Origin of the sequence: Porphyromonas levii DSM 23370 (genome assembly GCF_000379925.1) — a bacterium.
Taxonomy (GTDB): Bacteria; Bacteroidota; Bacteroidia; order Bacteroidales; family Porphyromonadaceae; genus Porphyromonas_A; species Porphyromonas_A levii.
Genome location: NZ_KB904250.1, coordinates 46,379 through 71,549 on the forward strand (window position 1 = coordinate 46,379; position 25,171 = coordinate 71,549).

General features: G+C 46.2%; 24 protein-coding genes. 11 read left to right on the forward strand and 13 right to left on the reverse strand.

The window, feature by feature from the left end; genetic code table 11:
* Positions 1–4 precede the first annotated feature (4 nt).
* Positions 5–457, forward strand: coding sequence for a type I restriction enzyme HsdR N-terminal domain-containing protein (locus tag A3GG_RS13075; RefSeq protein ID WP_083900380.1), 453 nt, complete (start codon positions 5–7; stop codon positions 455–457).
* Between the two features lie 467 nt (positions 458–924).
* Here the strand turns inward: A3GG_RS13075 and A3GG_RS13375 are convergent, their stop codons facing one another.
* Entirely contained in the window at positions 925–1,137 is a 213-nt protein-coding gene (locus A3GG_RS13375; RefSeq protein ID WP_156808679.1) for a hypothetical protein, read from the reverse strand.
* Between the two features lie 553 nt (positions 1,138–1,690).
* Here A3GG_RS13375 and A3GG_RS0105260 point away from each other — a divergent pair.
* The 8 genes from A3GG_RS0105260 (at position 1,691) to lipB (ending at position 12,519) form a co-directional block, all read left to right on the forward strand.
* Positions 1,691–2,506 carry a GLPGLI family protein gene (locus A3GG_RS0105260; protein ID WP_018358275.1) on the forward strand — a complete coding sequence of 272 codons (816 nt, stop codon included), beginning with the start codon at positions 1,691–1,693 and terminating at the stop codon, positions 2,504–2,506.
* A gap of 171 nt (positions 2,507–2,677) precedes the next feature.
* On the forward strand, positions 2,678–2,950 hold the full coding sequence (locus A3GG_RS13380; RefSeq protein WP_156808680.1) for a hypothetical protein: 273 nt from the start codon (positions 2,678–2,680) through the stop codon (positions 2,948–2,950).
* Positions 2,951–2,954: 4 nt separating this feature from the next.
* Positions 2,955–3,770: a GLPGLI family protein gene (locus A3GG_RS0105265; RefSeq protein ID WP_026215646.1), complete on the forward strand. Its 816-nt coding sequence runs from the start codon at positions 2,955–2,957 to the stop codon at positions 3,768–3,770.
* A gap of 4 nt (positions 3,771–3,774) precedes the next feature.
* Positions 3,775–6,381, forward strand: a complete 2,607-nt coding sequence (locus A3GG_RS0105270; RefSeq protein WP_018358277.1) for a peptidase associated/transthyretin-like domain-containing protein — start codon at positions 3,775–3,777, stop codon at positions 6,379–6,381.
* Positions 6,382–6,546: 165 nt separating this feature from the next.
* Positions 6,547–7,407: a glycogen/starch synthase gene (locus tag A3GG_RS0105275; RefSeq protein ID WP_018358278.1), complete on the forward strand. Its 861-nt coding sequence runs from the start codon at positions 6,547–6,549 to the stop codon at positions 7,405–7,407.
* Between the two features lie 88 nt (positions 7,408–7,495).
* On the forward strand, positions 7,496–8,923 hold the full coding sequence (locus A3GG_RS0105280; RefSeq protein ID WP_248637655.1) for a DUF4270 domain-containing protein: 1,428 nt from the start codon (positions 7,496–7,498) through the stop codon (positions 8,921–8,923).
* Between the two features lie 30 nt (positions 8,924–8,953).
* The gene (locus A3GG_RS0105285) at positions 8,954–11,836 is read left to right on the forward strand and encodes a PD-(D/E)XK nuclease family protein (RefSeq protein ID WP_018358280.1); all 2,883 of its coding nucleotides are present in this window, start codon (positions 8,954–8,956) and stop codon (positions 11,834–11,836) included.
* 5 nt (positions 11,837–11,841) lie between these two features.
* The gene (gene lipB, locus A3GG_RS0105290) at positions 11,842–12,519 is read left to right on the forward strand and encodes a lipoyl(octanoyl) transferase LipB (protein ID WP_018358281.1); all 678 of its coding nucleotides are present in this window, start codon (positions 11,842–11,844) and stop codon (positions 12,517–12,519) included.
* A gap of 10 nt (positions 12,520–12,529) precedes the next feature.
* Here lipB and A3GG_RS0105295 read toward each other — a convergent pair whose 3' ends face one another.
* Genes A3GG_RS0105295 through panC form a run of 7 tightly spaced genes read right to left on the reverse strand, consistent with a single transcriptional unit; the run spans position 12,530 to position 18,612 of the window.
* Positions 12,530–13,363, reverse strand: coding sequence for a phosphatidate cytidylyltransferase (locus tag A3GG_RS0105295; protein ID WP_018358282.1), 834 nt, complete (start codon positions 13,361–13,363; stop codon positions 12,530–12,532).
* Between the two features lie 6 nt (positions 13,364–13,369).
* Positions 13,370–14,497: an endonuclease/exonuclease/phosphatase family protein gene (locus A3GG_RS0105300; RefSeq protein WP_018358283.1), complete on the reverse strand. Its 1,128-nt coding sequence runs from the start codon at positions 14,495–14,497 to the stop codon at positions 13,370–13,372.
* Positions 14,494–15,135, reverse strand: coding sequence for a rhomboid family intramembrane serine protease (locus A3GG_RS0105305; protein WP_018358284.1), 642 nt, complete (start codon positions 15,133–15,135; stop codon positions 14,494–14,496). The genes A3GG_RS0105300 and A3GG_RS0105305 overlap by 4 nt, the downstream gene beginning before the upstream one ends.
* Positions 15,110–15,775 carry a rhomboid family intramembrane serine protease gene (locus A3GG_RS0105310; RefSeq protein ID WP_018358285.1) on the reverse strand — a complete coding sequence of 222 codons (666 nt, stop codon included), beginning with the start codon at positions 15,773–15,775 and terminating at the stop codon, positions 15,110–15,112. The genes A3GG_RS0105305 and A3GG_RS0105310 overlap by 26 nt, the downstream gene beginning before the upstream one ends.
* Positions 15,776–15,829: 54 nt before the next feature.
* The gene (locus tag A3GG_RS0105315; protein ID WP_018358286.1) at positions 15,830–16,279 is read right to left on the reverse strand and encodes a DUF805 domain-containing protein; all 450 of its coding nucleotides are present in this window, start codon (positions 16,277–16,279) and stop codon (positions 15,830–15,832) included.
* On the reverse strand, positions 16,266–17,756 hold the full coding sequence (locus A3GG_RS0105320) for a glycoside hydrolase family 10-like protein (protein ID WP_248637656.1): 1,491 nt from the start codon (positions 17,754–17,756) through the stop codon (positions 16,266–16,268). Before A3GG_RS0105320 ends, A3GG_RS0105315 begins: the two co-directional genes overlap by 14 nt.
* Before the next feature lie 10 nt (positions 17,757–17,766).
* Complete coding sequence (gene panC / locus A3GG_RS0105325; protein WP_018358288.1) at positions 17,767–18,612, reverse strand: pantoate--beta-alanine ligase; 846 nt, start codon at positions 18,610–18,612, stop codon at positions 17,767–17,769.
* Positions 18,613–19,154: 542 nt separating this feature from the next.
* Here panC and A3GG_RS0105330 point away from each other — a divergent pair.
* Both A3GG_RS0105330 and dnaJ read left to right on the forward strand, forming a co-directional pair.
* Positions 19,155–19,718: a nucleotide exchange factor GrpE gene (locus A3GG_RS0105330; RefSeq protein ID WP_018358289.1), complete on the forward strand. Its 564-nt coding sequence runs from the start codon at positions 19,155–19,157 to the stop codon at positions 19,716–19,718.
* A 15-nt stretch (positions 19,719–19,733) separates the two neighbouring features.
* Positions 19,734–20,882, forward strand: a complete 1,149-nt coding sequence (gene dnaJ, locus A3GG_RS0105335; protein WP_018358290.1) for a molecular chaperone DnaJ — start codon at positions 19,734–19,736, stop codon at positions 20,880–20,882.
* 57 nt (positions 20,883–20,939) lie between these two features.
* On the opposite strand, the gene A3GG_RS0105340 is transcribed toward dnaJ, so the two are convergent.
* The 5 genes from A3GG_RS0105340 to A3GG_RS0105360 are packed head-to-tail and all read right to left on the reverse strand — an operon-like array spanning position 20,940 to position 25,036.
* Positions 20,940–22,121 carry an FtsX-like permease family protein gene (locus A3GG_RS0105340; protein ID WP_018358291.1) on the reverse strand — a complete coding sequence of 394 codons (1,182 nt, stop codon included), beginning with the start codon at positions 22,119–22,121 and terminating at the stop codon, positions 20,940–20,942.
* Positions 22,122–22,131: 10 nt separating this feature from the next.
* Complete coding sequence (gene rbfA / locus A3GG_RS0105345; RefSeq protein WP_018358292.1) at positions 22,132–22,491, reverse strand: 30S ribosome-binding factor RbfA; 360 nt, start codon at positions 22,489–22,491, stop codon at positions 22,132–22,134.
* Complete coding sequence (locus A3GG_RS0105350) at positions 22,491–23,138, reverse strand: O-methyltransferase (RefSeq protein WP_018358293.1); 648 nt, start codon at positions 23,136–23,138, stop codon at positions 22,491–22,493. The genes rbfA and A3GG_RS0105350 overlap by 1 nt, the downstream gene beginning before the upstream one ends.
* Positions 23,135–24,586 (reverse strand): pyruvate kinase, encoded by a 1,452-nt coding sequence (gene pyk / locus A3GG_RS0105355; RefSeq protein WP_026215649.1) that lies wholly within the window; start codon positions 24,584–24,586, stop codon positions 23,135–23,137. The genes A3GG_RS0105350 and pyk overlap by 4 nt, the downstream gene beginning before the upstream one ends.
* A gap of 18 nt (positions 24,587–24,604) precedes the next feature.
* Positions 24,605–25,036 (reverse strand): type II 3-dehydroquinate dehydratase, encoded by a 432-nt coding sequence (locus A3GG_RS0105360; RefSeq protein WP_018358295.1) that lies wholly within the window; start codon positions 25,034–25,036, stop codon positions 24,605–24,607.
* Positions 25,037–25,171 lie beyond the last annotated feature (135 nt).

A 25,171-nucleotide genomic window follows, 5' to 3' on the forward strand; every position in this document is an offset into this window, starting at 1 on the left:
TAGAATGATGAGCGACCAACGCCCTACTGTATTCGATCCCATACGTCAAAAGCGGGTTGCACTCACCCCTGAAGAGCGAGTGCGACAAGCCGTAGTCCACTTTCTACTCACCCAGCTGGGCTATCCTGCCACGCATCTCGCCAATGAATACACCATTACCGTTGGGAAACTCTCTAGGCGGTGCGATACCATCGTATTCGACGAAGCACTGCAGCCACTCATGGTTCTCGAATATAAGGCACCACATATCCCTCTGACCCAAACCGTAATCCAGCAAGCGTGGCAGTACAATAGCGCCCTCGGGGTTCCCTATATCTGTCTCTCTAATGGCACCACCACGGTCGTGTACCGCATCGGCTATGATGGACTCCAAACCACCCAGCTCCCCTCCATCCCTACCTACCAAGAGCTCTGTATCAGACACGAAAGAGATAGCAGTGACGAATCCCATCCGTAGAGCCGTCTCTGCTACGATATAGGAGAGGTAAATTTATCTGTGTATAGCCGATTTGTAGTTGGCTGGAAGCCTCCAATACGCTTTCAGCCAACAACTGCACAGAACTTGTAAAGGAAATGTATAGAGCAGTATGGTTACCCAGAGATTATCAAATCAGACAAGCCGTACAATACACAAGCAAAAAGTGGGTAGAGCTATTAGAGGAAAAGGGTATAAAGATAAGTATGGATGGAAAAGGTCGCCGGATAACACCCGGATAGAGCGCTTCTGGAGAAGCATCAAACAGGAATGGGGAGTAGTATATACATCCCACATTTCATTAACAAATTGCCTTTTTTTACTAAACAACAATAAAAAAACATTTGGACACTATAGCTATTATCGCTACATTTGCGAAAAGAGTATGAGAGGTTTTACTCTTTGCTATGTTTAATTTTTTAACTACAACTACGATGAAAAAGATTATTTTATCCGCTGTGGCACTTTTCTGCCTTCCTTTTTTTCGCTTTAGCAGATAGCTCTACCGACGCTACAGCTACTCCGTCTACATCTAGCAATCCTCCACAGGAAGAACAATCCGAACTTGAGGGCGATGATGATGTCCAAATGCACTGTGTGTGGACATCTTGCGCTGGCACCTTTTGTGACGACACCTTAGCTGATCCAGAGTTTCTTGACATCTACATGAAGACGTTTGACAATTGCTATGAATAAATTGCCAGGATGGAACCGGGATGGAAAGATTTCTTCTTTTGTCTCATAGCATTTGTAGCTTAAGCACTTGGCTATTCCTAAACAATATTTGCTTTACATAACAATATTAAGAGGAAGGAGCAATTTGTTACAGGAGAGATCCTCTGAGATCTCTCCGTTTTTAAGGTTCTCACATGATAAGACAAAGTTATTTCTAATTTATCAAAACTTTACAATTATATTTACTTTAGTACGGGAAAATTATATTGTCTTTAGTGGTATTTTCTGTCTACCTCTTTTTGCTTTAACCGATGAACATTGACGTAATTGCGACTCGACTATAATTGCTCCAAATAAGTTTCAAACAAAGAGAAAACTAAAGAGGCAAGATAGTAGTGATAACACCCAAACGCAATGTGTGGGTACTTCGTATTGGCATATCATGCCGCAAAGATTTCGCTAATATAAGTTTTGTCAGAGCATTTTGGGATGTATTCTATATTTGTAAATATATACTTATTGACACGTAAATGTAAAAATATGAACAAATACAAATTATTTATTTTCATTGTACTTATAGTAGTTGGGCTACCACTTAATGCTCAATCCTATAGAGTAATGTATGAAGAAGAAGAGATTAATTTATTTGATGAAGAGGTCATTAGAGATCTCTTTATACTCGAGATTTCCAAAAGCGGTATAAGCTCATTCCAAAGCTATTATACTCTTCAAGCAGATTCTATTGGAAGAGCGTGTCGAGATGCAGGCATGAGTTTGCAAGAAAGAATAGCACAAATGCGGACTGTTCCACCTGGTTCAAGGAATATATTATTTTATAACCCCATGGAAATGAAGTATACCGAACTGGATTATGGATATTATTATTTCAAGACAGTCGAGGATATAAAGGCACCTGACTATGCCTTTGAAGATTCCACTAAATTGGTCGTTGGATATACTTCAGAAATGGCAACAGCGCACCTATATGGTAGAGATTGGGTGATCTATTATACCACTGAAATTCCTCTCCCTTATGGACCATGGAAAATCAATGGGTTGCCAGGGCTGGTAACAGAGGCATACTCCATAGATGGCGCCTATAAATTTACGCTGACGGGCTTTGAGGTCTTGGATGAAGATGTAAATATTGAAATCCCTCTAAAGATGCTCAATCAGCCAGTTCAAGAAGTAAGCCGAAATGAGCTGATGTGGATTAGGAAACAAATCGCCTGTAAAGACCCTAGACCCATTATCAAGAAATACTCCAAGAACTATGACATGAGCGGTATGTACCACAACAAGATAGATAGGATGTATAGAGAGCTATCCAAGCGCTACCAATACATAGAACAATAATTTAATATAGAACAGACACATTATTCAAATATTACTCACAAAACAGCGCATTTTATTACTAAATAACATCAAAATATTTTTGGATGTTATTACGATTCTCATTACGTTTGCAAAAGTAAAACATGAGGTTTTTATACCTCTTTGTATGTTTTACTTTAAGTTTATTTTATCATGAAAAAGATTATCTTATCCGCGGTGGCGCTATTCTGTCTCCCGCTTTTCTCCTTGGCTGATGAACCTGCCAATGTTATCACAACGACCTCTACTCCTACTCCACCTCAGACGATAGAAGTAGGTTCAGAGACAGAGGATCAACAAAATGTTCAAATGCACTGTGTATTTGCAACATGTACTGGTACCGTTTGTTCTGCAAGGTTTTCTGATCCTGAAGTCGCCAATGACTTCATAGAGAAGAATGACCATTGCTACGAAGATTACAAATAGCATCATGAAAAGACATATCATGGTTATCCTCTTTGCTTTCGTAGTGATTGCACTACCGCTTAGGGCACAGTCCTATAGGGCAATGTATGAAGAAGAGGAGGTCAATTTGTTTGATGAAGAGGTCATTAGAGACCTCTTCATACTTAATATTTCCACAAATAGTAACAGCTCTTTTCAGAGCTATTATACGGTTCAACGGGACTCAATAAGAGTTGCTGCTATAGCTGCTGGATTGAGTTCACAAGAAGTTGTTGCACAGATGCGGACTGTTCCCCCTGGTTCTAAGAATAGGTTGTACTATAACCCCGTGGAAATGAAGTATACCGAACTAGACTACAACGTATTTTACTTCAAAACTGTAGAGGATATAAAAGAGGTAAACTACACCTTTGGAGACTCTACTAAATTGGTTGCTGGGTATGCTTCAGAAATGGCAACAGCGCACCTATACGGCAGAGATTGGATAATCTATTACACTACCGAAATCCCTCTATCATATGGTCCATGGAAGCTCAATGGCTTGCCAGGGCTGGTAACAGAGGCATACTCCATAGATGGCGCCTATAAATTTACGCTGAAGGGCTTTGAGGTATTAGATCAGGAGGTAGATGTTGAAATCCCTCTAAAGATGCTCAATCAACCAGTTCAAGAAGTAAGCCGAGAGGAGCTGATGTGGATTAGGAAACTAAATGCCTGTGGGGATCCCAGACCTATTTTCAAGAAATACGATGAGCACTATGACTTAAGTAATATGTACCACGACAAGATAGATCGAAGGTATAGAAAGCTATCCAAGCGCTACCAATATATAGAGCAATAATCGAATGCGTAAATACTTGACCCTATTATTTACCTTACTCTGCTTTTTACTCTCTGAGTCAAAATCGATTGCTCAGACAGTGATAGAGGGAGAGGTTTTGGAGGGAAATGGAGCCAAAGTGGATGGGGCTATGCTCTTCCTTATAGATCCCGACACGAATAGGTCGATTAGCACCGCTCAGAGTGATGAAGACGGTCGTTTCACCTTTAAGAGTAAAAGAACAATAGTAGAGGGGAAGAGCCTAGTGGTGAGGGGATCGCTACTAGGCTACAAACCCTTGAAAGTTACTATCCAATACCAGAGCGGGACAACGCTAAGGTTGGAGATGGAGGCAACCACATTTCAATTGAGAGAAGTACAGATCAAAGCACCTGCCATCAGAGAGGAGGGCGATACGATAGTATATCGCACCTCTGCATTTGCCCAAAAGCAGGATCTGACACTATCGCAAGTGATAGAGCGCATGCCTGGCTTGGAGGTCGTAGGAGGGCAAATCAAATACGAGGGTAAGGGCATCAATAAGTTTTACATAGAGGAGATGGATTTACTGGGGAGACGGTACGCCATCGCCAGCAATAGCCTACGCCCTGATGATGTGGCTGCCGTGGAGGTTTACCGCAATCACGAACCAATACGTATGCTGGAGACGCAGTCGCTCTCGGATAGAGCAGCACTCAATATCAAACTCACGGAGAAAGCAAAAGGCCGGTGGCTCGCATGGGTTTCGGCAGGCGTAGGGGCTAGCCCATTGCTCTATGACCTCAATGCCCGAGTGATGAGGTTTAACTCTACCTCACAAGGGATCTATCTCATCAAAGCCAATGACACAGGCAAGGATATGGCTGCTGAGCTCCGTGCACACGAGCAATCGACAAGCAGGAAGATGACTTTTTCTCTAAGTGATTATACTTCGCCCGACTTCTATAGCAGTATGGGAGAGTCGCTCCAAGGCTCTCCTATTGGCAATCGACAAAGATTTAACCACTCCTACGTATTCTCTGGTAATCAGCTACTGAAGCTAGGCAATTATCAATTCCTCCGCATCAATGCCATCTATAGTGACGAACGCTTCAGCTCCTCCAAGCAAGAGACGATAGGCTACGCTCTACCCGATGGTAATCGGTACACGCTCGAGAGTGAACAGAAGTATCGATTACGCGAACGCAAAATGGTGCTAGAGGGGGACTATGAATACAATGGTGATGCCTCCTTCTTTAACAACAAGACCAAGGTAGAGCACCAATCTCGCCACAGCCAAGACATTATTAATCAAGACAATACCCCCTACCAACAAGATCTATCTCTACCCTACACGAAGGTGGAAAATAGTACGGAGTACCTCTTTAGGGCGGGTGAAACCTTGGTAAAACTGAGTAATATAGCGAAGTACCTATCTCGAAATCAATCGATAACTATTACTCTACCTCGTAGCCAAAGTATCAAGAGCAAGCTCTTGGACAATAGCCTTACCATTGGAGCTAATTGGAGGTGGGGCGAGCACCAACTCGACAATACGCTCCAGTGGGATATACAGTACCACAATATCGAAGTAGAGAGCTCATGGTTGGATGATAACTCTGCTACGCCCTCAAAGTATCTATCCAATAGTATAGGCTGGAGACCACAGTACAATTGGAAGAGCAATAACTGGCATATAACGGCTGAACTGCCTATCACCTATTACCTATACAGATATCCTCAGGCACATGAGAGCTTTGCAAAGTCAGACTTCTATCTCAGAGGTAGTCGATACTGGGACAATAACCTCAAAGTGAATGCCTCCTATAGCTTTTACCATAATCTCTTGGGAGCGGCGAGCCAATTCCCTGGGCTTAAAGTCATGGACTCGCGGAGACTGACCGAAAAGCTCCCAAGACCTTACCAAGGCAATACCCACGTAGCCACAGTGAACCTATCCTATTCGGTGCCGATAAGTGGCACTGCGATTACTGCGGGCAGCAACTTCTCCAAGAATAAAAGGCTCTACACCTCCTCTAGCTCACTACAAGATGGCTTTATTATCTTCAGATCTATTGAGCGTCCTTCATTATCCACCAATTGGGGAGCCAACCTCCGTGTAGCCCAGACTTTTTGGCAAGGCAAGATAGACGCTGCTATTAGAGGCTCATACAGTCGCAATTGGTCAGACATGTTGGTCCAAGAGCAAATAACAAGTCTAATCTCAGACAGCTATACTAGTGGGCTAGACTTATCATTCCGCTTCACCCCAGACATCAATTTGGACTACTCTGGATCAATAGTGGGAAGTAACACCAATAGTCAAGGCGGGAGAGTAGAGACACATGCTAGATTACTTAGCCAAATACACAAGGGGAGGCTACTGGTATGGCTTTCGGACAATTGGTCTGCCACAGCAGCTGCAGAATACCACAATACCCTACAAGGGAATACTAAAGCTAATGCGGAGGCTACCTTCCTCGACCTAGGTGTAAAGTATCAAAGCAAGAAGATAAAAATCGACCTACTCCTTTCCAATATCACAAATCAAAAAAATTATGAGGTCATCACCATTTCCGAACCTCACACCTATAGGACAATTACGCCCCTCAGACCCCTCGAAATACTGCTTACCTTTACACTTTTGAGATAAGCATACAAGAAACCTTTTCGACTGAAAAATCAAAGGACTACCAATGGCAAACAAGTCCCACAATTGGCTATGTCGAGAAAAATCGGTAACTTTGGGGTGTAAAGTGTATAAAAATCAAGACAACGTACACACTACACGCAGTATTAAATAATAGGAGATGTGAGAATGGTGACAATGAGGAAGAAGAAGGTGGCGAAGAAAAAGGTTCTTTACTTGGCGCAGGAAATCTATCCATACTTGGAGGATAGTCCTGTGGGGAAGGACTCTAAATTGATTCCTTTGGGCATCTTAGAGCGCGGCAATGATATCCGCACGTTTATGCCCAACTACGGGGTAATCAATGAGCGTCGCAACCAGCTTCATGAGGTCATCCGACTATCTGGGGTCAATCTTACAGTCAATGATAAGGTACACCAGCTCATCATCAAGGTAGCTAGCCTAATGCCACAGAGGATGCAGGTCTACTTCATCGACAATGATGACTTCTTTGGTCGCAAAGGTGTCTTTACCGAAAGCGATGGCACTTACTACCAGGACAATGTGGAGCGTGCTGTATTCTTTATCCGTGGTGTATTTGAGACGGTCAAGAAGCTACGCTGGATACCAGATATCATCCATTGCCAAGGTTGGTTTACTGGGCTAGCGCCATTGTATCTGCGTACTATGCTTAAGGATGACCCTGCGCTCTCTAGAGCCAAGATAGTCTATTCGGCTTACGATACGGCTCCAGAGTTTCCTTTTGATGACCAGCTCACAGGAGTATTAGGCTATGATAACATCAAGCACCCTCTGCTTGATGGCAACAAACTGGATAGAGAGGCCTTGGTTAAGCTTATTCTAGAGTATGTAGACGGCATTATCTATTCTGAAGCCAACGCAAGTGATGAGCTCAAGAATGTCATCAAGAACTCGGGGATAAAGGCTCTTAACTTTGAGAGCGACGATAAACTGATAGAGACCGTGGCGGACTTTTACACCGATGTGATTGGGCGTGACGAGGAAGAAGATATAGACGAGAACGAGTAAGTATTACAGGTGAGATAGGATTGGGACAACTATAGAGTGTGGCTGATCCTACCCTAGCCCGATATGTATTGGACGATTATTTGGATAGATGATGAATAAGAAAGGTATAATATGGGCAGCAGTCACAGTAGCTCTCCTCTTGGTAGGGTGTGATAGCAGCAAAAACTCAATCGGATCAGAGGTGCTTCCGGATTACCTCAAAAGTAAGCCCATCAGCAAAGACTTCAAGGTAAAGATCCGCTCTGTAGAGGCGAGTACCGAGGGTCATAGCAATAATATATACGTGAGTAGCTCTAGGGGCTACCTTGGGAGTATCCCGAATAAGGAGTTTGGGGCAATAAAGAGCGAGTATCTCACACAGTTCTACATTCCTCAGGGCTTTAAGTTTAGAGACGAGGAGGTAATCCAAAAGATAGACTCTGTGCGTCTGCATCTCTACTATGACGGCTTTGTAGGTGATACCATCTCCAATATGGCAGCAACAGCCTATAGGCTCGCAAAGCCATTGGAGCACAACAAGTATACGATAAGCGACATCACGGGTTATGTTGGGAATGAGCTAGGTACTGCTTCTTACTGGGCAGGCAGAGGCTCAAGCAAGGTTTTCGATGCCACTGGTAAGCAAAAGGGATATCGGATATCGATTCCTGTACCGACAGAGTTAGGGCAGGAGTTCTTCAATAAGTCCAAGGCCAATGACCCAGTCTTTGCAAACCAGACTGCATTTGGCCAATGGTTCTCGGGGGTATATTTGCAAATTACTTCAGGGCAAGGTAGCGTCATCAGGATAAGCAATACAGAACTCTCCTTTTACTACACTAAAGAGGTAGAGAAGGTAGATCCAAAGACCAAGGAGAAGAAGATGGTAAAGGAGGCTTTCTCTCAGTCTCTGATCCACACTTCGGAGGTACCTCAGCTATCTATGTTTGTTAACTACAACCTAGATAAGTTGCTAGCCTCAACGACCCACGTACATATCAAGGCTCCAGCTGGCTCTTGGATAGAGATGACTATACCTACAACAGAGATAGAGAAGACGCTGAAGGAGGCGCCTAAGGGCTTTACACGCCGACTGAATGCGGCTACGTACACACTACAAGGTGTGCAGACTGAGGCGGCATCGAAGAACAATGCCAATAAGCTACTCACCCCACAAACCCTTTTGATGCTACCTAAGGAGCGAGCCAGGGAGTTCTTCGAGAAGGAGCGCACCGAAGGCACTCGTTCGGAGCTCTACACCTCTTTCCTAGGAGAGATTACGGTTCAGGGGTCTAATGCCTACTACTTTGGTAACATTGGCTCGGTGATTCTAGACCATATCAAGAAGCATCCAGGCAAGGACTTAGAGGTACTTATCATCCCTGTGGAGCGTATTTCTACGCCTCTTGACCAGGGCAATGTAACCGTGAGCCTATCGCACCTTGTACTACCGTCGGCTATGAGTTTCGTTATTGACGATAAGAACACCACACTTGAGGCTACGATTATAGAGAATAAGAGTGGCGCTCCATTTTAATTATAAGATGATATAGAAAGGGGGATACCAATGAGTCGATCCTATCTTGAGGGACTTGCAGAGCTCTTCTACCGCACTAAGGGAGAAGAGCTCTACAAGTATCGTTTCTTTTTTCAGAATAAACGTGCGGGTACATTCTTCAGCCACTACCTATTAAAGGCAGCGCGAAAGAATGGCAAGGAGCAACTCTTGCTCCCCGAGACAACTACCCTATACAACTATCTGAGGAGGTGTAGAAATCTGCCTGAGGAGGATGTCAACAACGATTTACTGGTGATATTCCACCTCTATCAGATCTATAAGACCTACTACCCGAGGACGGAAGAGCAAGGGGAATACAGGTTTGAACAATTCTATGAACTCGGCAAGCAACTCCTTGCGGACTTCAATGACATAGACCTTCATTTGGCTCCGACCCACCAGATCTTCAGGAATATGGATGAGCTGGGAGAGCTTACGAGTAACCCTTCGGACTACCTCAGTGAGGAGCAGATAGAGGCACTAACTCGCTTTGTCAAAATAATGAAGGATGGGGCGAAGCAATTTGATAGGGAGTACTCTGGGTTTTGGGCAAAGGTAGGCTACATATATTCTGAACTGAACCTACGGCTAAGCCAGGAAGGTCTGACCTACACAGGCAGGCTGATGCGGGAGGTCGTAGAGCAGAAGAACCCTCTTGGCGAGGACAAAGTCAATGTATTCGTAGGACTCAATGGGCTTTCGATGAGCGAGCAGAAGGTGCTCAGGCTTTTCCCAGAGGGGACGCTCTTTTATTGGGATTATGATAGTGACCTCTTGCAGAAGAGCTTCACAGAGAAGTCGCGAGAGCTACTACATAAGTTCCCTGAGCCTACTGGCGAACTGGAATATCAGCGCACCCTTGATAATAGTAACGCAAACTTTCGCTTTATCTCTATCCCTTCTCGTGTTGCGCAATCGATATACATCGATCAGGAGATTCTTGGGACGATAGATTGGCAGGAAGAAACGAATAGAGCACAGCTAGAGGATCCTCAAGTAGCTATTATTCTACCCGATGAAGGACAGCTTATCCCGCTACTCTCGAATCTATCTCTCGAGCCAGAGCAAGTAAATATAACTATGGGCTTCCCTATAAAGGAGCTCCCTCTAATCAATAGAATATTACAACTTCTATCGCTCCAAAAGCGAGTATACAATCGTAAGAACCGCTGGAGAGGAGATGAACTAAAAGTAATTGTTGGCCTGGAACTGACAGAAGAAGAGATCTCAACAGCAGAGCTCTTGAGTGACCCTAAGGAATATAAGCACTACTTCGAGGTCTCTGAGATACTAACGAGACTCAATGTCGATACCAATTCGGTAAGACTCCTATTGGGGCTCGAGGGTAAGACTTTACTAGATAACACTCTAGCGCTTTTGTTCCAAATACCGACCGATAGCGCTACCGACAGAGACGTGCTTGCTCTGGTTCGAGACAAACTCATACAACAGAGAGAGTCACTAGACAGGTTCGTACAGGGCGATGAAGAGCGCACAGAAATCAATAGCTTCGCTACGCAATACGACCTAATCACTACGACCATTAAGCGCTTACGTATCCCTTTCGAGGGCGAACCTCTCAGAGGAATACAGATAATGGGAATGCTGGAAGCAAGGTCTATAGACTTTGAGACGGTAATCATCATGGATGCAGGAGAGGGTATCCTTCCGTCAAAGAGTAGAAGGATAGGGTTGCTCCCGCAGAGTCTAAGAGCAGGCTTTGGACTACCGACCTATCAATGGCAGGACAATATCCGCGCCTATAACTTCTTCCGCCTCATCAGTAGAGCGAAGGAGGTACATGCTCTGTACGACTCTAGGAAGAGCGATAGGTCAAGTGGCGAACCATCGCGCTACCTCACCCTTCTCACACATATCTATGGCAGGGAAGCAACTCACATCGAAGCAAATCTCCCCATCAACCCTGTAGATAATAGCACCGCTGAATTCACCTTGGACAGAGCAAAAATACACGCTTACCAAGAGGAACTGAAGCTAGGTGGCACCAAGAGCCTATCGCCTAGCAGCTTAATAAAGTATATCTGCTGTCCTCGGCAGTTCTATTTCGAAAATATCCTAGGGCTAAAGCGAGAGGAGGAGATATCCGAGATACCGCAGAGGAATGAGTTCGGAACGTCCATTCACGACACTATCAATCAGCTTTACAAAGACTTCGAGGGCAAGGTGGTGAAGACCGATACACTCAAAGCCATCACCGAAGAGAAGGTTAAAGAGGTGCTAACAACTAACTTCTGCAATACCTTAGGTCTGAATCCGAACAATATGGAGAAGTCGTTCGTCGCTCATATTTCTGCGGCTGCAAAGATTGTATGTAAGCAGATAGAGATGGACATTCTGCAGAATGTCTCCTTCGAGTACATCGGCGGGGAAGTCCCTGTTTATGCCCAGTTGGAGTATCAGCCAGGAAAGATAATATCGCTATTCGGAAAACTTGATAGGGTAGATAAGCTTGGCGATATGGTGCGCATCATCGACTACAAGACAGGAGGAGACAAGTTTGATGGGGATATTGAGACAAGTTTTAGCTCTGGCAATTCCAAGACATTCAAAGTGCTCCTTCAGCTGCTTACCTACTGCTATATGGTTCTGCACCCTCAGGATGGCAAAGAGATTGTAAAGGGCGTCAATGCAAGCCATCTACTACCACTGATGATGAAGCCTAGGGAACAGCTCCAAGACCTCTTCAAGAATGCCAAGCAAGAAGTATCGAACTACAAAGAGCTACAAGAGCTATTCGAGGAAAAACTAAAGGAGACCGTCATCCAAATGATGGCTCCCGACTGTCCTTTTCATACCAACAATAAAAAGTCCAACTGCAAGTTCTGCGGCGGAGCTAGTATTTGTAGTGATCTCAAAATCAATAACTTTTAGAAGATATGAGTAGGAATATCAAGGTACTTATCAATAGGGAGATAAAGTACAAGGACTCATTGGCGCAGCAACAAGCACTATATAAGAAGGCACTCTCAGACAAACGACAAGGTGTGGAAGTACAGCACCATATCATCTTCAATGAGCACTATCCTGTCATTACCTTGGGCAAACATGCCGATCCGCACAATATCCTCTTTAGCCCAGAGCTTCTGGAGACGAAAGGAATAGACCTATTCAGCATCCAGAGGGGCGGAGATGTCACTTACCACGGACCAGGCCAGTGGACGGTCTACCCTATCTTCGATCTTGAAGAGATAGGGATAGGGCTAAGGCAGTATGTCGACAACCTCGAGGAAGTAGCCATCCGTGTTGCCGCTAAGTATGGTGTCGTAGGTGGTCGCATACATGGTGCTTCAGGAGTATGGATAGACATCAATAATCATCCACGAAAGCTATGCGCTGTAGGCATACAGGCAAGTCGCTTCATCACCATGCACGGTATCGCGTTTAATGTCACGACACCACCCAATGCGTATAGCATCATCAACCCTTGCGGGTTTACCGACAAGGGGGTAACCAATTTATCTATCGAATCCGGTCAAGAGATAAGTATGGAGCAGGCCATGCAGGACTTATGGACTGCCTTTCAGGAAGTCTTCCAACGTCCACTCACCGAATAGACTTCACTTCTTACATTCTTAGAAAACTCAGATAGAAGTAGGCAGGCACTGCTACAAAGAGCAGACTGTCTATTCTATCGAGAATCCCACCATGCCCTGGTAGGATCTTTCCTGAGTCTTTCACACCACAAGAACGCTTGAGAAAGCTCTCAAAGAGATCCCCAAAGGTAGAGAAAAACACCACGATAAGCACAAAGCCTACTAGCTCTAAGCCAAACCTACCAACACCGAGTAAGTGGACAAAAGCCGTAGTACCTATAAGCGCAACCACGGCACCCCCTATAGTCCCTTCCCAAGTCTTATTCGGCGAGACTCTCTGTATCATCTTATGCTTTCCTATAAGCGAACCCACCAGATATGCCCCAGTATCATTGAGCCAGATAGTGATGAAAATAGGCAGCAATATTAGCGTCCCCCAACGGAAGTGCTCCTCCGTTGCCGCTAATAGCAAGAATATCATCGGAACAGTGACATAGAAGTGCGAGAAAAAAGCATGTCCCAGCTCCACACCCGGCTGTCGCTTGATGCGATATATCTCCCCTATCAAGTAGAAAAGGTAATACACCACCAAGGGCAAAGCAGCCATATACACTTCACCGCCGCACCTCCATTCATAAGCGATATAGATAGGCAACCCCGCCATCAGGGAGTGCCATATCTTCAGGAAGAGGGCATATTGGTTACTCTTCATCATCGTCTGGTACTCATACACACCCAGCATAGCAAAGAGTGCCAGTATCCAAGCCAAGACCTCCACCTTGCCCCAGAATAGGCTACCCAATATCACTCCCACGTATACTGCTCCAGTAATACTCCTAGTCGCAAGAGACTTTAGCTTTCCCATATTATGCTATTTCCAATTAAAGTCCACAATCAAAGGATTGTGGTCGCTATATTCCTTATACTTCGGTATTTTACTTCCTATTGCTTTCGCCTCCCCCTCATAGAAAAGGTGGTCTATCCTAAAGGGCATCCACCTATCGTTAAACGATACGCCTAGTCCCAACCCCGTTTCCGCATAGGCATCTCTCATACCCGAACGTAGTTGGTGGTAAGTATAGCTCTTAGGGGTATCATTGAGGTCGCCCAATACGATCGTAAGATCCGGCTGATACTTCTCCTGCAAATCCTTTAGCTCGGCATGCACACACTCTGCCGCAAAAGCACGCTGATTGAGGTTCGGCCCTAGTCTCCTCTTGACCGCCATAAACTGCTTCGGCAAGTCCTTTAGCCTTAAATCTCTTAGGTAACCCTTGTACTCCTCTCGTTCGCTCTCTACTAGGCTATAAGACTCCATATGGTTATTGACTACCAATATCTTCTTCCCATTAGGAGCTTCCAATAGATAAGCATGCGAGCCATTACCATACGATTCGTACCTTATCTTCTCCTTCGCCTTAATGGGGAACTTCGAAGCAAAAGCCTGACTCCTATACACATGCACATACGGGTAATCCTTAAGCAAGCGCTTTATCTTCTGGGTCTGTGGGGCATTATCTGGGTAGTAGTTTGCCTCCTGTAGTGCCACAATATCCGCACCATACTCCCTTATCAGTGCAGGAACCAAAGGCTTATCCCCCATTCCTCGTTCGATAAATCCCTCCACATTATAGGTCATCACCCTCAAGTCATGTACCTTATTCAGATTATGCCCTAAATTGATAGGGAAATAACTGAAGATATACCCCCAACTAAGGAGCACTACTCCAGTATAAACCAAGAAGTAACCCCACTTGCGCCTAATCAGATAGAATAGCCACAGAAATGCCAATACAGCTAGAATCAAGACAAACCCGAGATTTAAGAAGGCAGGGATCTGTGTCTTTGTGGGTGAGATAAAAGGAGAGAGCATAGCACCAGCATAGATAGCCCAAAAGAGCAAGTTGGGTATAAGTTCTACCACCCCCATCGTTGTGCGAAGGATAGAGAACTGTTTGGCTTTTCGCTTAATACTATGACCCTTTTGGTACGTTTTCATACCCCCATCTGCTTTATCTGTTCGCGCTCAGCCCTATTCAGAGATTGGTAGCCCGACAGATTGACCTTTTCTATCAGCGCACTATCCTCCGCCCTCACCACAGAAAGCCTACCCCATGAAGCGAGTAGATAGAGCAAACCAACTACATAGCCCACGATATGAATGGATTGCACCACACCACCGATAGCGCTCCTCACTCCTATTTCCAAGACGACTATCCATAGGACAAGCGACACGAGCCCCCACCTCTTCCCTAGTCTACGGAATGCCTCTATCGGTACTATTGCAGCAATACCTGATGAAGCCCCCATCAAAATACCATTACCTCCAATAAGGAAGATAATACCACCTAGCACCACACCCGAGAGAAATAGTAGCCAATACTCCTTCTCCCTTATACAGCGAGAATTAGCGAACCAAGACAGAAGTAGTACATTGACACCTACATGTAGCCATCCCGTATGGACAACACCATAGCTCAGTAAACTCCATGGACGTAACCACCACTCGCCCCACTCACTAGAAAGGGTAAGTGCAGCCACGCTCCCATCTCCACCCACCAATGCCAGCCCAAAGAGGAGCGACACGAGGAGCGGAAGAGCTACCTTGCTATTAATAAAAGTCTTGCCAATCATCATTACTATTGGTGCGTGCTCGATTCTCCCACACCTTGATGAGTATAAATCCAAAGAGCATACCGCCCAAGTGAGCAAAGTGCGCTACACCATCGGCGCTACCTGTCACACCATAGAAGAGCTCTAGAAGTCCATAACCCAGTACGAACCACTTTGCCTTGATAGGAATAGGGATAAAGAGAAAGTAAATAGGCGCATTGGGAAACATCATACCGAAACCTAGTAGGATGCCGTAGACAGCACCACTTGCACCAATCGTTAGTAGAGCATCGGAGAAGTACGCCAATTGCTCGGGACTAAATGAGAGTGTCCATACCAGCTCTTGCATGAGCGCAGCACCGACCCCTGTTACAAGATAAAAGACAAGAAAACGCCAACTACCCCAGATCCGTTCTAGCGTGCCTCCAAACATCCAGAGGGCAAACATATTGAAGAAGATATGGCTCACACCTCCGTGCATAAACATATAGGTGACCAATTGCCATAGCCCAAACTGAGCCGACCGAAAGTAGTGCAACCCCATCATATCCGTGAAGTCAACCCCAACCCTCGGCAAAGCCATCTGTGCCAAGAAGGCAATGACATTAATAATGATTAGGTTTTTCGTCACGTCCGACACCTTATCTTGCAAACTTATCCTCATCTACTTATGCTCTTAATACTATATATTACCTCCTACAAAGATACCTTTTTCCCTTCAGAATCCATTACCCTGATACTTTGGGGATGGACCATAGGCGTTGGCTGCGGGGTGACTATCCTGCATGAGTTTGAAGAGGGCTAGCCCGGCAATGCCTGTAAGCATCAATTGCAGTAGCTTAGCGCCTTCAAATCCGAAGTCTTGCGCTATTCCGTAGAGTGCTGCATAGAGGACAAAGACAATGTAACCCTCTTGCCCTACATCCTGATACCTCCGCCACAATACAGCTAGCATCAAAAAGGCATAAAGCCCGAGCAGCCCAGCCATTACCGCTTGAGGGACTGCCTCCCCCAAGGTGAGCAACCATATCATCACCGCCATCCAAGGGATAGTCACTACCAAACCGAAGCTAAATAGCTCCATACGCCTAGCCCTGCCGCTAAAGCGGAATAACCCACCGAAGCCACTCCTCACGCCCTGAAAGAAAGTCATCCTACTCCGCTCCATCCTCCAGTGCTCTATAATAATAGACCGAGCCCGTTACAGGTTGCCGTTCACGATTCGTCACGAGGTCGTATTCACCGACCTTAATCCCTATCAGGCTCTCCGCCGTGAACGCACTCCAAGGGAGGACTACCTGGTTATCCATTGTCGTAAGATAGGGGGCTTCTTCCCCCGAAGGCACTTCGCCATCCGTCCTTAGGTAAAGTGCGAAAAGCTGATGTGGTTTCGTACGCTTCCAAGATATATGAAGCCCCTCTTCCACCCCCTCAAGTAGCAGCTCCTGCTCCTCCATCCACTCGAGTGCCACACCTCTATCTATAGATAGAGATGCGCTTTTTAGCCAATCTTCAGCAATGAGCTTACGTGTACCCAAACTATTAGAAAGGGCGTGCTCAGCCCTAAACATGGCTGTGCCTGCTAGGTCAGGTATAGTATCGAGATACTGAAGCTGGCTCTTCACCTCCTGCAGAGGCCAATCCCCCTCACTACGCATCACCATATAAGGACCCATACCCACCACAAGAGGTACGGCGAGTACCTTCTGCCACTCCTTTACATAAGGATAGAAGCGATCTCCTCTCTGGTACATCATAGGCACTACAAAATCTATCGTCCCAGCCTTGGACCACGCCACCGGATCCTGCCATACCTCATTGTACGCAGTCCACCCGCTCTCACGGAGACCGGGTACATTATCGTATGTTCCCAGTACCGAGGCACTCAGGAGTGTAAAGGGGCTATGCGCCTTCACCTCTTCGTAGACTTCCGCCACTATCTTATTGATATTTTCTCGTCGCCAATCCTCAAGAGTTCGGCACCCATTATGAGCGTTGAACCTACTCTTATCGGGGAAGTCCTTTGCCCTATCAGGATAGCGAATATAGTCGAGATGTACCCCAGCAACATCATAGTTAGCCAACAACTCCTTTACAATCGCCCGCATGTGCTTACTTGTGGCGGGTTTGGAAGGATCCATATACCAATGCCCTTTATAACGAACCACATCGGAGCGGTGTTGCTTGGGATAAGCCCATGAAGGCATATCCTGGACATTCCGATTATTACCAATAGGGGTCACTACCAGCCACGCATGGAGCGTCATGCCCCGCTTATGACATTCCTCTATCGCAAAAGCAAGAGGATCATAGCCCAAAGTGTAACCGCTATTCGCAGGCACAAAGTCGGTGCTCATAGGCTCTACCTTGGAAGGGTAGATAAGCCGACCTCTGCCGCGTACTTGTAGAAAAACAGTATTGGTACCAATCGCTTTCAATTCGTCCAGCATTCGTACCAGTTCGCGCTTCTGCTGCTCTTCTCCCGCTCTACTCGTGGTCGATCTACGAGGCCAGTCTAACCCATAAATAGTCGTTAGCCATACCGCCTTCATATCATGCTTTGGACGCAAGTCTACTGCACTTACCGGCCATACCAGAAGCGCCAAGACAAGAGCCACGAGTACTCTTCTTACCCTATCTCTCACCAAAATAACATTAGCTAAATGAGATATGGTCGATTAGGCGTACCCCACCACAGTATACAGTGATACAGCCAGTGGTATCCTCGCCCCATTCCTCTACATTTTCCAGAGTGTTGGTATCCACAATACTGAAGTACTCTACCTCGAGCATAGGATGGGCATTGATCTCCTCCACTACTGCCTGATGCACCTCTGCTACTCTCTTGCCTGCAGCTTTAAGCTCGAGCCCATTGCGGAGCGCCTCATAAATCTTGGGTGCAGCTTCTCTCTGCTCAGGAGAAAGCTTACGATTACGACTACTCATAGCAAGGCCGTCACTCTCACGTACTACGGGGCATGAAATCACCTCGATACCCTCCATATCGGGTGATAGCTCTACCATGCGGCGAATCACCGCAATCTGCTGGAAGTCCTTAAGCCCGAAGTAGGCCTTATTGGGGCGTACCAGTCTAAAGAGCTTGCTTACCACCCACACAACGCCTTTGAAGTGCCCAGGACGGTATGCACCCTCCATTACCTCTGCTACCCTACCTAGGTCATAATCTGGTGCCACCTCCCCTTCGTCGTACATATCCTCTGGGGTTGGCAAAAAAACGACATGTACCCCAACATCCTCCAGAAGCTTCAAGTCCTCTTCCGTATTGTGCGGATAGGTCTTGAGATCATTAGGGTCATTGAATTGCGTAGGGTTGAGGAACACGCTCACCACAGTTATCTCACACTCTCTGAGGCTACGCTCTACGAGACTAATATGCCCCTCATGCAAGCCACCCATCGTAGGCACAAAACCTACCAACTTCTCTCCCCTTATCTCGTGGAGCAGAGCCACTAGCTCTGCCCTAGTCTTTGCTACCTTCATAATACAATTGAAATATCATTATAATGCAACAAAGATACCCCATTCCACTATCCTACACAATAGCCAACCGACAGATATAACAAGCTTTAACCCCATAGCCATCCTCCTTGACCGCCCTAGGCATATCCTACGACCATTTAATATATACTAATTACTACAATTAGTATATATTAAATCACCCATTTAGTATATACTAATTTGGTCAATTAATATATACTAAATGGTCATGGGATATACCTAGGGCGGTCAACGGACAGGGGTATATGGTTTTTCGCCTATACTAAATGCGGTCTTCTCCTAGATTTAGTAGACTATTTTCGGGGCAATTTAACTATCCAGTTGACCCTATTTGCCTGAGGTTTCACTGGTCTGTTGACTCTCATTTACTTATTTACTTGACTATGCGCACTAAGTGGTTGACTTTTTATCTGCAGTACACTATGGCATACCACTCTAGCTATCCGTGACAAAGTTGCCAGCAAGTAGTTATTGGCAAGGTTATTGCAGGACAAGGGTAGAATAATATTATATGGCATAAGAATATGAAGAAAGAGCAATACGATAAGGAGCAGGAGGAAGAGCAAGTAGCACAAGACTCTGCTCCCCAAAACGAAGCCACTGAAGGAGAAGTTACCTCGGAGGTGGAGCAAGAAATAGATGAGACTGAGACTATTCGCAAGGAGCTTGCGGAACTGAAAGACAGTTATCTCCGACTAATGGCGGAGTACGACAACTACCGCAAACGCACCATAAAGGAGAAAAGTGACCTCATCAAGTATGGTGGAGAGAAGATTGTCACTGGATTCCTCGATATTATGGATGATATTGATCTTGCTATCAAGAATATGGGTAGTGCTGAGTCGATAGATGGACTCGTAGAAGGCGTTCAGATAATACAGAATAAGTTTATCGGGGCGCTTAAAGCCCAAGGGGTGAATGCTATGGAAGTGATTGGAGAGGATTTCGATGCCGACAAGCACGAGGCTGTAGCTATGGTAGCTACCGATGATGCAGAGAAGAAGGGCAAGATCATAGACTGCATACAGACTGGCTATACTCTCAACGATAAGGTGATACGTCATCCAAAGGTCGTTGTAGGCAACTAACTTATAGATGGGAATATGGCTGAGAAGAGAGATTATTACGAAGTCCTAGGTGTCAGCAAAGGTGCCACGGACGAAGAAATAAAGAAAGCGTACCGCAAGACTGCCCTTAAATACCATCCCGATCGCAATCCGAATGATAAGGAGGCAGAGGAGAAGTTTAAGGAAGCTGCCGAAGCATACGATGTGCTAAGCGATCCGAACAAGAAGGCTCGTTATGACCAATTCGGGCACGCTGGCATGGAGGGTGCTGGTGGATTCGGTGGTTCTGGTGGCATGAGTATGGATGATATATTCAGGCACTTCGGAGATATTTTCGGCAGCTTTGGAGGATTTGGCGGTTTTAGTGGCTTTGGCAGCGGGGGCGGTGCACCCCAAAACTATGGCTCGGACTTGAGAGTTCGTATCCACGTAACCCTCCAAGAGGTGATGAAGGGTACTACTAAGAGGATCAAGGTCAAGAAGAATGTCGCTTGTTCGCACTGTGCTGGCACAGGAGCCGAGGCGGGTTCGGGTACGGAGACGTGCTCTACCTGCGGTGGTTCAGGTAGGGTCATCAGGATGCAAGAGAGTGTCTTTGGCAGAATGCAGACACAAACTACTTGTCCTACTTGTAGCGGTACAGGAAGGGTTATCAAGAATAAGTGCAAACACTGTGGTGGCTCTGGGCTCGAGAGAGGTGAGGAGACCATCGAAATCAATGTACCAGCAGGAGTAGCTTCGGGCATGCAGATGACCCTGAGAGGGAAGGGCAATGCAGGACCCAACGGAGGTCCAGCAGGAGATCTTCTAGTTCAGTTTGAAGAGATTGACGATGCTGAATTTATCCGCAGTGGTAATGATGTTGTCTACAATCTACTTATTCCTGTGACTACGGCGCTTCTGGGCGACAAGATTGTAGTGCCTACACTCGATGGGAAGGTGAAGATTACAATAGAGCCAGGCACCCAGTCGGGCAAGATTCTTCGACTGAGGAATAAGGGCTTGCCAAGTGTACGAGGCATAGGGCGTGGCGACCAGCTGATTGTGGTACACTTATTTATCCCAGAGAAGTTGGATAGCAACGACAAGAAACTGATAGATCAGCTCCAGCAGAGTAAACACTTCCAACCAACCGAGGCGGATAAGAAACGACTGACAGAGCAACAGCGTATGCGCTACGAGTAGTATACTGGAATGAAAAAGAAAGAAGCGGTGACCTCCTCTGGGAAGTCACCGCTTTTATTATGCTTTTATCGCTCTATTCCAACGGAAAATACGGAAGGCAAGAAGACTGCTGAGCGCTCCGATAACGAGGATTATACCTCCTACTAGGAGTAAGTCTAGCGGTCGAAAGTCCACAGGATAGCTATCTAACAAGAAGGCGGAGTTATCTGCCATACCTAGCTTAGCAAAACCATACTTCGCCTGTAGCAATACGAGAGTAGTACCGATAACTAACCCAATAACCAGACCAGTAATAGAAAGTAACCACCCCTCGAGAAAGGGGATGAGATCAATCATAACCTTCCTAGCTCCTAAGAAACGGAGTGTATCAGCATCGTGGTGCTTCTCGATAATGAGCATACCTAGCGTACTGATAACACTAAAGAGCAAGAGAATGAGCACAAATAAGAGAAGCAATAGCGAAAACCACTTCTCCATCTTTACTACCTTATAGATCTCGGGGTGTTGCTGATAGCGATCGAGAAGCTCAAACTGGGTAGGCACCTTTACCGGATGACTCAAAGCCAAATAGCTGACTTCGTCTCCATTGTACTGCAATAGGGCTCTAACCTCGTCCAGAGAGAGGAACACGACCTCGGTATCCTCGGCCTGATCTACTTGGAATACCCCAGTCACATGATACGCCTCAGTCATAAAACCACGGGCAGGATTGACTGAAGAGATACGCCCTATACGTTTGGGCAGCGTAACTTCTAGAGGGGAAGAGTAGCCCACACCTGCACCAAGGTTCATAGCTACCCCTAGCCCTATCACAGCGGTAGGCGCCTCTCGGATGCCGAGGTCGAAATCCCCCATATGCATGTACCGATCTATCGGTGCATGCTGGGTATATCCCTGCCCTAGCCCTATGACTCTTACCGATTGGCTATTGCCCTCGAAAGTAGCCACTGCCTGTGTTTCCAGCACGCCAGCCCCCCCTTTAATACCGAACTCCGATGGAGAAAAGACTTGTCTATCTATCCTCTGCAGCTTGTACGATGGCGATAGCACCGATAACTGGCTGGTAGTGAAAACCTCGAACCCATTAAAGACAGAGAGCACCACTACCATAGCCGTAGTGACGAGCGCTATGCCCGCCACCGCGACAATAGCAATGATATTGACGGCGTTGGCACTCTTCGGAGAGAAGAAATACCGCCAAGCAATTCGCCAAGCATTGCTCAGGTCATGTACCTTCATAGTAGGAGCGCTACTCTTTGTCAGCAGGGTTATTGGAGATACCCAATAGCTCATCAATCCTTTGGGCGTAGGCTTCGCTGGTATCTAGTTCGAAGATAAGCTCAGGGATATGCCTCAATTGAGACGCCATCTTCCTCCCTAGATCATAGCGCACAGTAGGCGTATTTTCCTTGATTGACTCCATCATCTCCTCTGCACGGGCATCTGGGAAGATACTGAGGAATACTCGTGCGCTACTGAGGTCGGGACTTAGTCTGACCTCAGTTACTGAAATCATTACCCCCTTAGTCTTACGAGTCTCCTCGTGAAATAATATCCCCAATTGCTTCTGTATCTCTCGTGCTACTTTCTTTGTCCTAAGTGCATCCATTACTTTATCCTTATCATTGTTAGACCATCCCTTACAGGCATCAGTACCTTATCCACGCGTGGATCCTCGGCTACCATTTGATTGAACCGCCTTATGCCCACTGTCTGAGGATCGTGGTGCTCCTCCTGCCACAGCTTACCTCCCCACAGTGTATTATCCGCCAGAATAAGCGCTCCCTTGGGTAATCTTCGGGAAAGTATCTCGTAATACTCGGGGTATTGAGCTTTATTGGCATCGAGATACACGAGGGAGAACTCCTCTATCGGGAGGCTCTCAAGAGCTTTGAGAGCATCGTCTATCCTCAGCTCTACTTTATCCCTCACCCCCGCTCTCTCTAGATTCTTCTCAATGCGTTGGCGTAGCTCGTCATTCACTTCGATCGTGGTGAGGCGCCCACCCTCGGGCAATCCATTAGCAAGACATATCGTAGCGTACCCGATAAATGTCCCTATCTCCAGCACCCTAGCAGGCTGAAGGAGCTCTACCATCATGCTCAAGAATAGACCTTGTATGTGACCTGAGACCATGCGAGGATGCGTAAGAGAGAAATTAGCTTCCCTCGCTATCTCATGTAGCACGGCAAGCTCGGCAGAGGAGTGCGCTCTTATGTACTCCTCCCTCGCCAGCTCCTCTAGTCGCTCTATCATCTTTGGTCTTGGGTAGAAGCGAAATACTCCAATACGTCTCGCACCCTGCTGATATCCAAACTAGTGGTACCGACTTCATCTTTCAGCGTACCGCCGATGTAGGCAATCATATCGTCTAGCTCCAAAAGTCCCTTATTCAGAAGTATTTCTAGCGCCTTGGCATAATACTGTCGGCGGGTGTAACCCTCGTGGCTTTGATAAATAGGATAGATACCATAGGAAAGGTTGAGTTGTCTAGCGACTCTTGCATCTTGGCATATCGCATATATCGGAGCCTCACCACGGTAAGCGCTAAGATTACGAGCGCACCTACCCGAAACCACATCGGTAACAATCGCCTTTACCCCTAGCTTCGACGTAGACTTCACAGTGTACTTAGCCAGATAGCTAGTGACGTCTACCACATCATCCTCACCTTTCTTCAGCTTCACTCCTCCCCTATCTTTTTGGTGCCGCTCTGCCTCCTTGATGATTCTTGCCATAGTCCTAACGGCCTCAGCTGGGTACTTACCGTAAGCCGTCTCACCACTGAGCATCACCGCATCTGTATTCATCATGATAGCACCCGACACATCGGACACCTCTGCTCTTGTAGGACGAGGGTAATGAATCATAGTATGGAGCATCTGGGTGGCAACTATCACAGGCTTCTTTTTTAGGATAGCACGATGGATTAGATCCGATTGGAGCGCTGGAATCTTCTCGAAATCAATCTCAATACCGAGGTCTCCACGAGCAACCATGATACCATAGCTGGCATCCAAAATCTCCTCTATATTATCAACGCCTTCTTGGTTTTCGATCTTCGAAATAACCTTTATACCTTGACCTCCATGCTCATCGAGCACCTTCTGAACCGCTTCTACATCGGCACGATTACGCACAAAGGAGTGAGCGATAAAGGCAATCTCACGCTCTATGGCATAGAGGATGAAGTCGTGGTCACGCTGACTCACCGAGGGCAAATCGATATGTACATCTGGGACATTTACGCTTTTTCTAGACCCTAGTTCACCATCGTTCTCTACCTCACAATAGAGCTGGTGCTCATCCTTATCCAGTACGCGCAGCTCCACCTCTCCGTCATCAATAAGTACACGAGCGCCTACAGGCACATCTCTGACGAAGTTTTCGTAATTGACACATATACGATTGGCAGTAGAGATATCGTTGGGGTCTGCAACGATAGTAACCTTGCACCCCGTGCATAGATGCACATCTTGCTCAAATCGAGTGGTACGTATCTCTGCCCCCTTGGTATCGATAAGGATAGGAATATCGGGAGCCACGGAACGGATGTTATCCACTAGTCGATCGAAACCCTCCTTATTAATATGTGCAGAATTGAGACGCACCACATTGATACCCTCTTCTACCAGTCGGCGGATAAAGGAGGGCTCACACCTCTTATCCGAAATCGTTGCTACAATCTTTGTCCTTTTGTCCATAAGTGTCATTGATTAAATTTATCTCCTTGATATCAAGTGTGCCACGGCGAGGCGGTATCCGTCCAGTCCGAATCCCATCATCATCCCCACACAGACCTCACTTAGGAGGGTAATATGTCGGTGCGCTTCACGCGTAGCTATATTACTGATGTGCACCTCTACCACTGGGCAGTCTATCGCCCTAATGGTATCTTGGAGGGCATAAGAGTAGTGCGACAGGGCGCCAGCATTGATAATCATCCCATGCGAATAGGGTGCTTGGCTTTGCATGTAATCGATCAAATCGCCTTCGTGATTGCTTTGATAGTAGACCAATTCCCATGCTGGGTACAGGTCTCTTAGGCGCTCTAAATACTCCTCAAAGGGAGTAGAACCGTAAATATCCGGCTCCCTTCCACCCAAAAGGTTAAGGTTCGGACCATTAATGATATGAATCTGCCTACTCTCCATATTACTCCTATTTATTCTTTTACACAAAGATACCAAATAATGTCATGTACTGAAATAAGTTAACGTCTAGGATGCGCTGCAAGGGAGTAGGTGATTAGGCGAGAAATGGGTATCTTTGTGGCATATAGTATAATA